General features: G+C 63.3%; 14 protein-coding genes and 1 pseudogene. 6 read left to right on the top strand and 9 right to left on the bottom strand.

All coding sequences use genetic code 11. The annotated features are described in order from the left end of the window. Positions 1–31: 31 nt before the first annotated feature. Together AB7M16_RS34385 and ppk2 are read left to right on the top strand one after the other, a co-directional pair. Positions 32–484 (top strand): hypothetical protein, encoded by a 453-nt coding sequence (locus AB7M16_RS34385; protein ID WP_172784567.1) that lies wholly within the window; start codon positions 32–34, stop codon positions 482–484. Positions 485–495: 11 nt separating this feature from the next. Continuing rightward, a complete protein-coding gene (gene ppk2, locus AB7M16_RS34380; RefSeq protein WP_172784566.1) occupies positions 496–1,296 on the top strand; it encodes a polyphosphate kinase 2 in 801 nt (266 codons plus the stop codon). Positions 1,297–1,593: 297 nt separating this feature from the next. Here ppk2 and AB7M16_RS34375 read toward each other — a convergent pair whose 3' ends face one another. From AB7M16_RS34375 to AB7M16_RS34350, 6 genes and pseudogenes are all read right to left on the bottom strand, one after another. Next, the gene (locus AB7M16_RS34375) at positions 1,594–1,749 is read right to left on the bottom strand and encodes a hypothetical protein (RefSeq protein WP_453946681.1); all 156 of its coding nucleotides are present in this window, start codon (positions 1,747–1,749) and stop codon (positions 1,594–1,596) included. Positions 1,750–2,005: 256 nt separating this feature from the next. After that, on the bottom strand, positions 2,006–2,446 hold the full coding sequence (locus tag AB7M16_RS34370; protein WP_172784564.1) for a hypothetical protein: 441 nt from the start codon (positions 2,444–2,446) through the stop codon (positions 2,006–2,008). Between the two features lie 14 nt (positions 2,447–2,460). Next, positions 2,461–4,161: an aspartate:alanine exchanger family transporter gene (locus AB7M16_RS34365; protein ID WP_212256526.1), complete on the bottom strand. Its 1,701-nt coding sequence runs from the start codon at positions 4,159–4,161 to the stop codon at positions 2,461–2,463. A 17-nt stretch (positions 4,162–4,178) separates the two neighbouring features. After that, positions 4,179–6,932, bottom strand: coding sequence for a decarboxylase (locus AB7M16_RS34360; protein ID WP_453946680.1), 2,754 nt, complete (start codon positions 6,930–6,932; stop codon positions 4,179–4,181). A 179-nt stretch (positions 6,933–7,111) separates the two neighbouring features. Further along, positions 7,112–7,243: pseudogene (locus AB7M16_RS34355) on the bottom strand (SulP family inorganic anion transporter); the annotation flags it as partial. 6 nt (positions 7,244–7,249) lie between these two features. Further along, positions 7,250–7,930 (bottom strand): YoaK family protein, encoded by a 681-nt coding sequence (locus tag AB7M16_RS34350; protein ID WP_453946679.1) that lies wholly within the window; start codon positions 7,928–7,930, stop codon positions 7,250–7,252. A 133-nt stretch (positions 7,931–8,063) separates the two neighbouring features. Here AB7M16_RS34350 and AB7M16_RS34345 point away from each other — a divergent pair, with 133 nt between their 5' ends. The 3 genes from AB7M16_RS34345 to AB7M16_RS34335 all read left to right on the top strand — a co-directional run bounded on the left by AB7M16_RS34345 (position 8,064) and on the right by AB7M16_RS34335 (position 11,256). After that, on the top strand, positions 8,064–9,752 hold the full coding sequence (locus AB7M16_RS34345) for an aspartate:alanine exchanger family transporter (RefSeq protein WP_453946678.1): 1,689 nt from the start codon (positions 8,064–8,066) through the stop codon (positions 9,750–9,752). Between the two features lie 68 nt (positions 9,753–9,820). Continuing rightward, positions 9,821–10,648, top strand: a complete 828-nt coding sequence (locus AB7M16_RS34340; protein ID WP_453947301.1) for an alpha/beta hydrolase family protein — start codon at positions 9,821–9,823, stop codon at positions 10,646–10,648. 23 nt (positions 10,649–10,671) lie between these two features. Beyond that, positions 10,672–11,256, top strand: coding sequence for an invasion associated locus B family protein (locus tag AB7M16_RS34335; RefSeq protein WP_453946677.1), 585 nt, complete (start codon positions 10,672–10,674; stop codon positions 11,254–11,256). Positions 11,257–11,270: 14 nt separating this feature from the next. Here AB7M16_RS34335 and AB7M16_RS34330 read toward each other — a convergent pair whose 3' ends face one another. The 3 genes from AB7M16_RS34330 to AB7M16_RS34320 form a co-directional block, all read right to left on the bottom strand. Next, complete coding sequence (locus AB7M16_RS34330; protein ID WP_453946676.1) at positions 11,271–11,639, bottom strand: response regulator transcription factor; 369 nt, start codon at positions 11,637–11,639, stop codon at positions 11,271–11,273. Between the two features lie 170 nt (positions 11,640–11,809). Further along, on the bottom strand, positions 11,810–12,433 hold the full coding sequence (locus AB7M16_RS34325; RefSeq protein ID WP_212256538.1) for a response regulator transcription factor: 624 nt from the start codon (positions 12,431–12,433) through the stop codon (positions 11,810–11,812). Between the two features lie 44 nt (positions 12,434–12,477). Continuing rightward, positions 12,478–12,750, bottom strand: coding sequence for a hypothetical protein (locus AB7M16_RS34320; RefSeq protein WP_453946675.1), 273 nt, complete (start codon positions 12,748–12,750; stop codon positions 12,478–12,480). Here AB7M16_RS34320 and AB7M16_RS34315 point away from each other — a divergent pair. Then, the gene (locus AB7M16_RS34315) at positions 12,737–13,420 is read left to right on the top strand and encodes a helix-turn-helix domain-containing protein (RefSeq protein WP_453946674.1); all 684 of its coding nucleotides are present in this window, start codon (positions 12,737–12,739) and stop codon (positions 13,418–13,420) included. The two genes, AB7M16_RS34320 and AB7M16_RS34315, sit on opposite strands and share 14 nt — an antisense overlap. Positions 13,421–13,468 lie beyond the last annotated feature (48 nt).

The raw sequence follows: 13,468 nt of genomic DNA, 5'->3' as shown, positions 1-13,468 counted from the left end.
CTGATTGGATAACCATCAGGAGCCGCCCGCCATGCCCGGCCTAGACGATCTCATCCCCAACGCCGCCCAGATCCGAAAGGAAGCCGCCCTCAAGGAGGCTGAAAAGGCGGAGGAATATGTCCGCCTCGCAGCCGCCGCCGAGGCCGAGAAGCGTGCGCTGATCGAGCGCCTGAGCAAGCCGTCGGGCAAGACCGAGGAAGAGAAGATCAAGCTCGCCTCGACCATCATCCAGCGCGCGGTGCGAAACGGCCTGACGGAAGTGCTGGTCTATCGCTTCCCCAACTCGCTGTGCACGGACAAGGGCCGCGCCATCAATCAGATGGAGAAGGGTTGGGAGAACACCCTGACCGGGATCCCCAAGGAGATCTTCCAGCTCTGGACCGATTACCTGAAACCGCGCGGCTATCGCATTGCCTATCAGGTCATCGATTTTCCCGGCGGCGTGCCGGGCGACATCGGCGTGACCATATCCTGGGACGATTAGGACGGGTAGGCATGGCCAAGGACGCAGCTGCAGAGCGGATGAAGCGGAAGGATTACGAGAAAGAGCTCGAGAAGCTGCAGGTCGAGCTGTGCCACCTCCAGGACTATGTGCGGGAGAACAAGCTCCGGGTCATCATCCTGTTCGAGGGCCGGGACGCCGCCGGCAAGGGCGGCACGATCAAGGCGATCACCGAGAAGGTCAGCCCGCGCGTATTCAGGGTCGTCGCCCTCCCCGCGCCATCCGACCGCGAGAAGACGCAATTGTTCTTCCAGCGCTATATGGAGCGGTTTCCGGCCGGCGGCGAGATCGTGATCTTCGACCGGAGCTGGTACAACCGCGCCGGCGTCGAATACGTCATGGGCTTCTGCACCCCCGCCGAACACGAGCGCTTCCTCAACCTGTGCCCACAGATGGAGAAATATGTCATCGACGGCGGCATCATCCTGATCAAGATCTGGCTCGAGGTCGGCATGGACGAGCAGGAGCGCCGCTTCAAGGCCCGTATCGACGACCCGGTCCGGCAGTGGAAGCTCAGTCCGATGGACCTGGAATCCTTCAGGCGGTGGTACGACTATTCGCGGGCGCGCGACCTGATGCTGAAGAAGACCAGCACGAAGGAAGCACCCTGGCACATCGTCCGCTCCGACGACAAGCGAAGGGCGCGGCTGAACTGCATCGCCCACCTTCTCGGCGCCATCCCCTACAAGCGCATCAAGAAGGACACGATCAAGCTGCCGAAGCGCTCCGACAAGGGACGCTACAACGACCAGACCAGCCTCAAGGGGATGAATTTCGTCGCGCAGCGCTATTGAGCAGCATCAGGCCGCTAAAGCGCGATGCGATTAGGATGAATCGTCATCGCGCTTTGCCGTCAATCGCTCAATAGCCATACCGGTTTTGCTGCGGGCAGACCCAATTGCCGTAGGTGTCCTGATAACAGCTGTTGTTGTAGTAGCCGTAAGCGCCGTAAGCGCCCGCTGCTGCAGCCCCAACTGCGGCAGCGCCGGCCGCGCGGCCCCAGCCGTAGCCGTAGCCAGGACGATATCCCGGATAACCGGCGACGGGACGACCCGGACGACCTGCGACTGGATAGCGGCCGGGACGACCGGCTATCGGATGAGCAGGGCGCGGACCTCCGGCGACGCGATGCCCGCCATGGATGCGGCCCGCGTGAACAGCGCCACCGCGGACACCTCCGCCATGAAAGCCACCTGCACGCGCTCCGCCGCCATGAAAGCCGCCACCACCGCGACGAGCGAAAGCATCGTCTGGGAATGAGGCTGACGGTGAGCAGGACAAAGGCCGCAAGAGCGGCCAGAAGATAACGAAGCATGGCATCTTCTCCTATGATTGGGGTGCCATCACTCGCTGTTGGATGATGCCGCCGCACGACCTCGATAGGCACCCGACGATAAGGTCGGGTACCGATCCGATTCGAGCTTGATTTGAATCAACAAGACGAAGGCTTTGTGAGGCGGGCTCCTGCAGCGCGCACGTGAACGGGCGCGCTGCGCGGCTCGTTCAACTCGATTTCAGGCGGATTGTGACACCGCCGACGGCAGCCGATACTTCCGCGCCGACCTTGGGACCGCTGAGCTGGAGGATGACGCCATTGCTGTTCTGCAACTGAACCGCGCCAGCACCTGCGGCGATTGCCCCACCCGCTCCTCCCACGGCATAGGAGCCTTCGATGGATGCCGGCCCCTTCAGATTGAGCGCCCGACCGACGAACTTCGTCGTCGACGCCCCGATGGTGAGCCCCACGCTCATGCCAGACACCGTGAACGGATACTTCTTGCCCCGGTAGACCAAAACGCCCTCTCCGCCACCGGCGCCGACGATGAAGCCTCCCTTGGTGAAGACGACCGCAACCTGGCCGGTATCGGCATGCGTCGGCGTGCTGAAGCCGGCAACGGTTGCGAGCGAGGCGACCAGGACGGCGCCGAAGATCAGTTTTCTCATGACGTGTCTTCCCCTTATTGAGCCAGGATCATGGCGAAGTAGCCGAAGATGGTGAGAAGGATGCCCGAGACGGCATAGCCGACCGGGAATCCGATCCAGGGCACGGAGCTCTGGATCTCGACCGCGGCCTCGCGGCACGGGCCGGAATGCGAGCGTGCGCCGGCAACGCCGCCCATCAGCACCGCCGGATTGATCTTGAAGACGTGGAATCCGATCGCCCAGACGATGAACGGCGGGATCGTGCACGCGATGAAGCCGACGATGAAGATCTTGAGCGCGAGCGCGCCGGTGAGCTGAGCCAACAGGCCGGCGCCAGCATTGACGCCGACGATCGCGACGAACACGACGAGGCCGAGATCCTCGAGTACGTTTCGCGCCGCATTCGGCGTATTGCCGAAGAAGCGCAGACGCGACACGACCGAGGACACGATCACGCCCGACAGCAACAGGCCGCCGGCATTGCCGAGGCCGACCTTGGCGCCGAAGGCCGGGAATTCGATCATGCCGATCAGGAAGCCGATGATCATGCCGACCGACAGGGTCAGCAGGTCGGTCGAGGTGTTAGCGCGCGCGATGCGGCCCCACATCTCGCCGAGCTCGTTGACAGCCGACTTCAGGCCGACCACCGAGACGATGTCCATGCGTTCCAGCTTGGTCTTGAGACCGGCCGGGATCTGCACGCCGCCCCGTTCGACCTTGGTCACCTGCAGCTGGCCGGCGATGGCCGTGTCGCGGAAGGATTCGAAAGTACGCCCGACGACGTCCTTGTTGAAGACGACGATTTCAGCCTGGTCCATGGGTATACCGAGCGTCTTGGCGTCGGCGACCTCCGGACCGATCAGGCCCATCTTCTCGGTCAGATGCTCGGTCGAGCCGCCCAGCGCGACGATATCGCCCTTCTGCAGCACGAGCTCGGGATCAGCACCCTGCGGCTCGCCATTACGCCCCACGTTGACGATCCGGTATTCCGGATTGACCGCGCGGAATTTGGCGATGCTCATCCCCACCGTCGCGGGATTTTCGAGCCGGTAGGCCCGCAGACCGAACTGACGGTAGCCGGTCAGAGCGCCGCCTTCGAGATCCTTGACGCCGAACTCCTGCTCATACTGCTTCGCGGCAGCCTTGGCATCGACGCCCCACCAGCGCGGCAGATATTTGCAGATCAGGATGATGCCGACGGTGCCCCAAATGTAGGTGATACCGTAGGACAAGGCGATCATGCCGGAGGCATCCTCTGGCTTCATCCCGGCAGGCAGTTTCACGACGCCCGACGTGACGGCCTGCTCGGCCGAACCGATCGCCGCCGACATGGTCTGCGAACCCGCCAGCATGCCGCCGGCCGCACCGGGCGGCAATGCGAAGAGCTTCGCCCCAAGCACGACGAGCGTCAGGCCGATCACACTCGACACCACGGCGAGGAACAGGAACTTGATCCCGTCGCCCCTCAGGCTGTTGACGAAGGAAGGACCGACGCGCAGGCCGACGCCGTACATGAAGAGATAGTAGAACAGGCTCTTGGCAAAGTTATTCAGCTCCAGCTTCACGCCATAGCTGGATGCCCAGACCGAGAGGCCCGCGCCGACCACGATGGCACCGGCGACCATGCCGAGGCCATAGCCCTTGATGCTGGCCCGGCCGATATAGACGGCGAGACCGACCACGAAGAACAGCAGCAAATAGGGGTACTGCTGCAAGAATTCGAAAAATGCCTGCATGTTCGTCCCCTCCCGGCCTATGACGCGGCCTTGAGCTTTGGCTGCGCGCTGGGCTTTGGCCTGCCGAGCTTGGCCAAGGCTTCCGTCCGTACGAGTTTCAGCCCTTCCTTGGCGTCGTAACCATGGATCTCCTTCACATCGAGCTTGCGCATGAAGTCGATGGTCTCCTGGGTGATGACCTGGCCGGGCACCATGATCGGGAAGCCCGGCGGATAGGGAATGACGAAATTGGCCGAGACGAGCTCGGGACCGGCCTTCAGCCGCCGGTCGATCTCGGGGTCGTTGAGGCGAATGTGCTCGCAGCCGGCAACGTCATAGGCCGCGTAGAAGCCGCTGCGGATGTCGCCTTCATTGGTCTTGGTGCCGGCATCGCCGCGGAAGCTCGGGTGGAAATGCGAGAAGTTCGGTAGGTCGGGCACGTCCTTCATGAGGCTCGTCACCCGTGCCTCGAAGACCTTCCGCGCATTGGCACCGCCCTGGGCAAGGCCGCGGTCGATCTCACCCGCGATCTCGGCGAGCACGCGGACCAGATGCGCGACGTCGCTGCGGGTGTTGTTGATGTTGGACTGGACCAGCACCGAGTTGCGCGAGGTCTTGTTGACCTGGATGTTGTACTCGTTGGCGAGAATGCCCTTGAACTGCGTGCCGTCATAGCCGGCCATGCCGCACACCAGCGTCATGCGGGTCGGGTCGAGACAGAACTCGTCCTCGTTCAGGCTCTTCAGCGTATTCGCCCAGTTGACGCCGGGGGCGAGGAAGTCGGTGAAGCCGCTTTGGCGATACTGCGCCGGCACCATGGCGTCGGCACCGAGGATGCGGAAGTATTTCGAGATCAGCGGATTGTTGTTGACTGCCTGGCGGATCGCGAACGCAATCTCGATTGCATTGGCGACGAGGCCATAGCCCTCCAGCTCCATCTGCCGCCGCGAGATGTCGAGGCTCGCGATCAGCTGCTGGTTCGGACTTGTCGAGGCGTGGGTGAACACCGCCTCCTTGAACTGCTGCTCGACGGTGTGGAATTCGACGTCCTTGACCGAGAGCATCGAGCCCTGGCGGATCGCCGACATCGACTTGTGGGTCGAGTTGGTCTGGTAGACGCGCAGCCGGATCTGTCTGGGATCCGGGATCAGGCGGGTCTTGAGCAGCGCCTCCTCGGACGGGTTCTTGCCGAGCTCGGCCTGCTGCTTCTCATAGGCCTCGACCGACTTGGGATGGCGCATCCATGCCTCGATCTCGTTGGCGGCGCCAAGTCCGGTGCGGCGGCGCAGGAACGGCGAGAATCGCGCGAAGCCGAACCAGGCTTCATCCCAGAGGAAGATCAGATCGGGCTTGATGGCGAGGCATTCCTCCATCACCCGCCTTGTGTTGTAGATATGGCCGTCGAAGGTGCAGTTGGTCAGGTCGACCATCTTGACGCGGTCAAGCCGGCCGTCGGCCTTGGCGCCCAGCAGCGCCTGCTTGATGGTCTTCAGCGGCACCGCGCCGTACATCGAATATTCCGTCATCGGGAAGGCTTCGACGTAGAGCGGCTGCGCACCGGCCAGCACCATGCCGTAATGATGCGACTTGTGGCAATTGCGGTCGACGATCGCGATGTCGCCGGGCGCCAGCAGCGCCTGCACCGCCATCTTGTTCGACGTCGAGGTGCCGTTGGTGACGAAGAAGACGCGATCGGCACCGAGCGCCCTCGCCGCCTTCTCCTGCGCCTTCTTGATGTTGCCGGTCGGCTCCAGCATGCTGTCGAGACCGCCGGTGGTGGCGCTGCTCTCGGCCAGGAACAGGTTCGGGCCGTAGAACTCACCCATGTCGCGGATCCAGTCGGACTTGAAGATCGACTTGCCGCGCGCGATCGGCAGCGCATGGAAGGTGCCGATCGGACGCTGCGCGTATTTCTTGAGATTGTCGAAGAACGGCGTGTCGTAGCGATCCTGGATCCCTTCCAGGATCGACAGATGCAGTTCCAGCAGCTCTTCAACGGAATAGAAGATGCGGCGGACCACATCCGCCTCGGGATTGCCGGCGAGCTCCTCCACGTCCCGGTTCGAGATCATGTAAAGGTCGAGCTCGGGCCTGACGCGCTTGATGATCTGGGCGAGCCGCAGCGCCGAGGCGTCGGTTTCGTCGTTGAGACCGGCCGTTGCCATGATCGAGCGCAACACCGGCGCATCGTGGCGCGAACGCAGGCCGAAGCCCTCGTTGATGATAACTGCTCCGATGTTCGGATTGAGCATCGTCGCGCAGAAGGCGTCCTCCAGGCTGCCGACGATGACGGGTTCATAGATGAATGCGTCGACCGGGCGCCGCAGCTTGCGCCATTCGGCGGCCAGCGCCGGCCATTGGCTGGATGATACGCCGGTGACGATCAGGGTCTCGAAATACGGCCTGCGCGCGCTGTGCGCGCCAAAGGCCGGCGGCACCAGTTCGGGCGCATCGCCATTGCCGTCGTCCTTGGGGCTCCAGTCGCCGGCATGCTGGCGGAAGGATCGCGTTGCCAGCGCCTGGGCAATTCTCGTCGCAAGGGCGAACGATGACGCACCGTCGCCGGCGGCCGCAGCTTCCCGCAGCGCCGCCATGAGGTGCGGACCGGGATAGCCGTGAAATTCTTCGGTGATCGAAAGATCGGCCAGCGCAGCGTCATAGGCTGCGCGATTGCCGACGCGCGCCCAGGTCTTTGCTGCTTCCACTAGGTCGCGCCAGTCGTCTGCCCGTGCACCCGGGCCGGAAAAGAACTGGTCGATGCGCTTCTGTGCGGGCTTGGCCTCTTTGGACATCTCTCTCTCCCGATCCTTTTTACCGAAGGTGATGCGGGATGGTGGGTGCGGCGCTGCTCGCTCCGTTGATCCAAGTCAACGGTCGCATGCATTATGATGCGACCCGATGCCATGCGTTCGCAGCGCAACACGACAACATCAGGCCGTTCGTTGTGCGACGCTCGCCTGATCATCGCCGGGCAGGTCACCAGTGCCAGCGGCGTCCGTCCGCCGGCATTGTCGTTCAGCGCCGATCGCGACAGGCCGCCCGCAACGGGATAGCCATGGCCGAAGGCGGCCGCGAGGTTCGCGCCCAGTCCCAGAAACTCCTGAGCGGTTCATCGCCCGTCCTCCGCACGGGACGCCTCGCAGCGCAGCAACACAATCAACAGCGCGACCACGGGCAGGCCCAACGCGAGATCGGGAATGTTCTTGGTAGCAAGAGCGCCGGCCGCGGCACCGAAGCCGAACACGGCACATAGTGCGAAGAAGATGCCCGAACGCCGCAGCGTTCCCAGTGGCGCGCCCCCTGCTGCGACTGCGAAGACGTTCTCGATAGCCTGACGCATATTGCCGGTGATCATCACCGTGCTGCACGCTGTGCCTTCGACCTTGAGGAACATCGCGGCCTGCATCGCCGCCACGGCGGAAATACCGAGCGTTCCGGCCAGATCGGGCAGCCGATTATGCAGAATACCGATCGCTATCAAGAGCAGGATCTCGATCAATGTGCTGATCGCGCTGGCCCGCTCGCCCGCGACGCGGCGCAGCCCGGCTGCAAGCACGATTCCGATCGCGAAAGCCAGGATTGGCGGAACGAAATGCAAGGCCTTCGCCCAGTTGCCGGCCGTCGCATAGACCCAGAGGAAGACCAGATTTGCGGTCTGGGCGTTCGCCATCACACCGTGGATGATCCAGGTATAAGCGTCGATATAGCCGCCGGCAAAGGCGAGCAGCAGGACGATCTCGACTGTCTCATCGCGGCGGATCGCGCCGGCCGCGACGTCAAAGGTACTCATGTCGGCAATACGGGCTGTCGCGCACATTCCATCGCGTCATAGGCGCCGCCACGTTGCCGCGAAGGCTTGATCTGGATCAAGCAACACCCCCGCCGCCATCAATCAAATCACGCCAAAGCGCCGGGGGAATGCCATGGAAACCGTCAGGTGGATCATTGCCACCGCACCGGAAATTTTCCTGCTGCTCGCGATCGCGATCGGCACCATCCTCGGCCGCATCAGGATCCGCGGCTTCTCGATCGGAACCACCGCCTGCATCCTGATTGTCGCCGTGCTGATCGGACAACTCGGGAGTTTCACGTTCCCGCCGATCCTCAGGGCGATCCTGTTCAGCCTGTTCGTGTTCACCATCGGCTACCGTTCTGGACCGGAATTTTTCGCTTCGCTGAGCCTGCGGACCCTGGCGCAGGTCGTGCTGGCGCTGGTGATCGGCGCCACCGGGCTCGTCCTGGTGCTCATCTTCGCTCGTGTCTTCACGTTGGATACAGGGACAGCGGCGGGACTGACGGCCGGGGCGCTGACGCAATCCTCGGTGATCGGCACCGCATCTGGCGCCCTGGCGCAGCTCGGCCTGCCGAGCGACGTGCTGAAGCAGCAGGAAGCCAACATCGCGGCGGGCTACGCGGTGACCTACGTGCTCGGCTACATCCTGACGCTCCTGTTCGTGCCATTCGTGGCGCCACGGCTGATGCGGATCGATCTGAAGACGGAGGCGAAAAAGCTCGAGGCGGAGCTCGCCGGCGGTGTGCCGCCGAAGACGGAAAACCTGTCGTACCGTAAATTCCAGGCCCGCGCCTATCGCGTGTCTCCCGCCGCTGGTCGCACCATCGGTGCCATCGAGGCGGAGATCGGCAGCCGCACGGTCGTGGAGCGGATCGTGCGCGGCGGGGCCGACATCAAGCCGCAGCAGGACACCGTGCTCGAGGCCGGCGACGACATCGTCATTGCCGGTCCGACCGCCGCGATCGTCGCGGCCAAGCCGATCCTCGGGGCCGAGATCGACGCGGAGGAGCTGCTGCGCAACCTGCCGGGCAATGTGATCGAGGTGCTCGTCGAAAATCCCCAGCTGCACGGCCGCTCACTTCGCGAGATCGTTGACCGGCTCGGCGACAATGCACGCGGCGTATTCCTGCGTGCGCTGAGGCGCATGGGCCGCGAAGTGCCTCTCGGTCCCGACACGCGGGTCTATCTCGGCGACGTCATGACGCTGGTCGGCAGCACCAGCAATATCGCCCGCGCAACGGCGCACGTGGGACACGCCCTGAATACCAGCGATCGCACCGACATCGCCTATCTCGCCGCCGGCATTGCAGTGGGGCTTCTGGCCGGCCTTGCCAGCTTCAAAGTCGGCACTGTCGCATTGACGCTGGGTGGCGGCGGCGGCGCGCTGATCGCAGGGCTCGTCTGCGGCTGGCTGCGGACGCGCCGGCCCGGCATCGGCGCAATGCCGCCGGCGGCGCAGCAGACCCTGAGCGACATCGGCCTCGGCGGCTTCATAGCGGCGATCGGACTCGGCAACGGCCTCGCCGCCTGGTCGGCGATCCAGGCCCACGGCCTGTTGCTGGTCGGCATGGGGATCGTGGTCACGCTGGTTCCGATGGTGGTCGGAACGCTCGTTGCCTATTATCTGCTGCGCATGAATCCCGTCGTGACCTGCGGTGCGCTCGCCGGCGCGATGACGGTCGATGCCGCCGTCACCGGCGCGTGCGACGTTGCCGAGAGCCAGACCCCGGTGCTCGGCGTCGCCGTCCCCTACGCGGTCGGCAATGTCGTGCTCACGGTACTCGGCCCGATCGTCGTGGCCGCAACCTACGCAGGTTGAGGGAGGCGGGGATGCGACGCGGACCTGCCTTGCTCCATTGTCTCGCGATCACCTTCCTCGCCCTCTTCATGGCCGTATCGCCCACGCGCGCCGGGGACGAGGTCCGCATCCAGGAGGAAATCTGGGCGCTGCCCCTGCCGCTGCCGATGTTCGCCTATCTGGTGCGCCCGGTCGGCGACGGACCGTTTCCGCTGGTGATCATGAACCATGGTGTCTCGCTCAACCCGACCAATCGCAGCTTTTTTCCGCTAGTGGAATTTCGCGACGCCGCCAAATGGTTCGCAAGGCGAGGCTATCTGGTGGTGGCGCCGGTCGGCAGCGGGTATGGCGCAGCAGCGATCGATATCCCCGAGCGGGCGCTCTATGGGCCGTTCTTCTCGAAGGTTGGCAAATGCACCAATCCGAACTTCCATGATGCCGGCCTTGCGATCGCCCAGGTCGATCTCTGGATCATTGACTACCTGGCCGCCGAGAAGCGGATCGTCCCGAAGGACGTGATCGTGGTCGGGCAGTCCGCCGGCGGCTGGGCTGCGATCGCCCTGTCGAGCATGAACCCGCCGCAGGTGAAGGCCATCATTGTCTTTGCCGGGGGCCGCGGTGGACGCGTCGACGGCAAGCCGAACAACAATTGCGCTCCCGACCGCCTGGTCGAGGCCACCGCCGATTTCGGCCGCACATCGCGCGTGCCGATGCTGTGGATCTACATCGGGAACGACACGTTTTTCGGTCCCGAACTGTCAAAGCGCATGCACGACGCCTTCATCGCCGCCGGCGGCCGGGCCGAATATCACCTGATGCCGCCGTTCGGCAACGAGGGACATTTCTTCATCGGTTCGCCGGATGCGGTTCCGCTCTGGTCGCCGTTGGTCGCCAAGTTTCTCGATGCGCAGAACTGAGTCCGGATTTCGGAGTTGCAGCGATGGCCCGTGCTCTTGATTGCCTCTCTGGCCTCCTGATGGTTGCAGCAATCGGGGCCGCCACGATCTCGAGTGTCGCTTCGCCCAGGGCGGCGCAATCCGAAAAGCCCCCCGAGTTCGCAACGCGCGGCCAGCGCGAAGCCAACGACATCAGCTATGGCAGCTGGCAAAAATTGTGCTTCAAGGCCGGCGGCGCGCCCACCCTCTGCCGAACCTCGATCACCGGCCGGTTCGCGACCGGGCAGACGGCCGTGCGCATCGATCTGATCGAGCGGGAGGACGCGCCCACGGCCCGCCTGCAACTTTTCGTACCGGTCGGGATGTACCTGCAACAATCGCCTAAACTAGCCATCGACCACGGCGCCGCGTTCCGCATTCCCTATACCTGGTGTCTCACCAATCTATGCATCGCGGCCGACGTCGTGGCGCCAACAATCATCGCGGAGATGGAAAAGGGTCAGACGCTTCTGCTCGAACTTGTCGATTCCAATCTTCTTGCCCTGACGACCTCGATTCCCTTGGCGCAATTTGCCTCCGCTCACACGGGGGCGCCGTCCAGGACACTCGAGCAATATGTCGACGAATGACGGCCGGCGCGGAGCTATAAGACGAGGGCGCGCTCCACGGACTCGATCAAGGACTGCGCTGCAAAGGGCTTGATCAGATAGGCGATGCAGCCTGAGGCAATCGCCGCGGCGCGGTTTGCCGGGCTGTCATTGCCGGTGACATAGATCACCGGCGCCGCGATCCCCTTGTCGGCCAGGCTTCGCCGCACCTCGATGCCGGACTTTGCACCCAGATTGATGTCGAGGATGATGCAGATCGCGGTGTGGAACCTGCCGTGATCGAGCAAGGCGCTCCCGGTGTCGAAAAGCGTCGTGGCGAAGCCGTGTCCTCGCAGAAGCCTGTCCATGCTGGTTCGCATGGCCAGATCATCATCAACGACAAAGACGGACTCGCGCAGGGGCAAGGCGATGTGCCTTTCCGGAAGACCACGGTGGGATATTGGATACGATTGCTCCGCATCTTGACGCGGTTATAAGTGCATTATTGCACACAGCTCGTCGCGCACTGTCAACACGCCGCGGCATTGTCCTTTGGGACAGGCACATCGAGGGAACTCGCGCCGTCCCGAAGCCGTCAGCGTTCGTCCGGATCGAGCATTCCGAGACGCTCTGCGATCGAAACGAGCTCCGCCAGCGAGCGAACCTGCATCTTCTCCATCACTTGATGGCGGTGCGCCTTCACCGTGCGCTCGGTGGTCCCCAGTTCATGCGCGATCTGCTTGTTGATCCGGCCGCGCACGATCAGATCAAACACCTGCCGCTCGCGCTGCGTCAGTGCGGCCAGATGACGACGAAGCAAATCAAGCCTGCTGGCCTGGGCGCGCGCCGTCCGCTGACTGGCCAGCGCCCGCTCGATGGCATCGAGCAGTTGCGCGGACGACACCGGTTTGGTCAGGAAGTCTTCCGCACCGGCCTTGATCGCACGTACCGTCGTTGGCGTGTCGGCATGACCGGTCAGGAAGATGATGGGCAACATCGAACCGGACGCGACCAGCCGGGCCTGCAGGTCCGGACCGCTCAGGCCAGGGATCCGGACGTCGAGCAGGATACACCCGACCTGCTCCTCATCCGACAGCGAATCCAGCAGCTCCACTGCAGAAGCATAGGTCGCCACCTCGTATCCCGCGAGCTTCAGTCGGCGCTCGATCGCGGTCCGAAAGGACGCGTCGTCGTCAACAACGTGAACAAGGCCTGGCAACTCTACCTCTCACCAAAAATCAATTAGGACGCTCGACGTCCTACTCATTCTTCAAATCGATCTTCACGTTTGAAGGTCGAAATATCTGCTTCGCAATATGTCGCATCTGCCCTGTGGCTGGGCTTCTCAGCCAGCGCAGCAATCGCCAGTGCTGTCCTTTGGTACAATGAACCTCGGGACAATGGATAAGAATACTTCCTTGGTCGAAAATCAACTTCGGCGGGAGTGGGATTGCGCGGCGCATTCTCGGCAAAGCATTTCGTTTGCCAGACCAATTCGGCGGAAAAGCTGAGGAGTTGGCCTATGTTCGTTCGCATCACGACGGATTCCACGCTGCGTCCCAATACTCTCCGCGACCTCGGCATGGCAAGTCATTCAAATGCACTGGTCAATTTAAGCGAATTTTCCTACCGAAAAGGCTCCGAGATCTACGGCGAGAAGGAGCCGGCCGAGTATGTCTACCAGGTCAAGTTCGGTGCGGTGCGAAGCTACAAGCTACTGTCGGACGGCCGCAGGCAGATCGGCGCATTTCACCTCGTCGGCGACATTTTCGGGCTCGAGAACGGCAGCGAGCATCGGTTCACGACGGAAGCCATCGTCGACACCACGGTGCGGCTGATCAAACGCCAAAGCCTGGAAACCGTGGCCGAGGGCGATGCCATGGTGGCCAGAAACCTGCTCAGCATGACCACGAGCAACCTCCAGCATGCGGAAGACCACATGCTGCTTCTCGGCCGCAAGACCTCCCTGGAGCGCGTCGCCGCGTTCCTGCTCGAAATGGACAAGCGACTGACGGCCGCCGGCGTCATGGCGCTTCCGATGTCGCGACGCGATATCGCCGACTATCTCGGCCTGACGCTGGAGACCGTCTCGCGGGCTCTGTCGCGACTGCATGAGCTCGGCGTTCTCGGCTTCATCGGCAACACCCAACGCCAGATCGTTCTGCTCGACCGGCACCAGCTCGCAAGCCTCGATCTGCAGTCCTGAGCCGGCGAAATGCCGTTCACGATCCGCAAGGTCGCGATTGACCGAGGC

It is taken from the genome of Bradyrhizobium sp. USDA 372, assembly GCF_053629095.1.
This window is presented reverse-complemented; position numbering and strand designations above follow the sequence as displayed.

Coding starts and splice junctions, on each gene's coding strand:
- AB7M16_RS34345 (WP_453946678.1), top strand. CDS start 8,064: ATGGAAACCGTCAGGTGGATCATTGCCACCGCACCGGAAATTTTCCTG.
- AB7M16_RS34360 (WP_453946680.1), bottom strand. CDS start 6,932: ATGTCCAAAGAGGCCAAGCCCGCACAGAAGCGCATCGACCAGTTCTTT.
- AB7M16_RS34385 (WP_172784567.1), top strand. CDS start 32: ATGCCCGGCCTAGACGATCTCATCCCCAACGCCGCCCAGATCCGAAAG.
- AB7M16_RS34340 (WP_453947301.1), top strand. CDS start 9,821: ATGGCCGTATCGCCCACGCGCGCCGGGGACGAGGTCCGCATCCAGGAG.
- ppk2 (WP_172784566.1), top strand. CDS start 496: ATGGCCAAGGACGCAGCTGCAGAGCGGATGAAGCGGAAGGATTACGAG.
- AB7M16_RS34370 (WP_172784564.1), bottom strand. CDS start 2,446: ATGAGAAAACTGATCTTCGGCGCCGTCCTGGTCGCCTCGCTCGCAACC.
- AB7M16_RS34335 (WP_453946677.1), top strand. CDS start 10,672: ATGGCCCGTGCTCTTGATTGCCTCTCTGGCCTCCTGATGGTTGCAGCA.
- AB7M16_RS34315 (WP_453946674.1), top strand. CDS start 12,737: ATGTTCGTTCGCATCACGACGGATTCCACGCTGCGTCCCAATACTCTC.
- AB7M16_RS34320 (WP_453946675.1), bottom strand. CDS start 12,750: ATGCGAACGAACATAGGCCAACTCCTCAGCTTTTCCGCCGAATTGGTC.
- AB7M16_RS34365 (WP_212256526.1), bottom strand. CDS start 4,161: ATGCAGGCATTTTTCGAATTCTTGCAGCAGTACCCCTATTTGCTGCTG.
- AB7M16_RS34375 (WP_453946681.1), bottom strand. CDS start 1,749: ATGCTTTCGCTCGTCGCGGTGGTGGCGGCTTTCATGGCGGCGGAGCGC.
- AB7M16_RS34350 (WP_453946679.1), bottom strand. CDS start 7,930: ATGAGTACCTTTGACGTCGCGGCCGGCGCGATCCGCCGCGATGAGACA.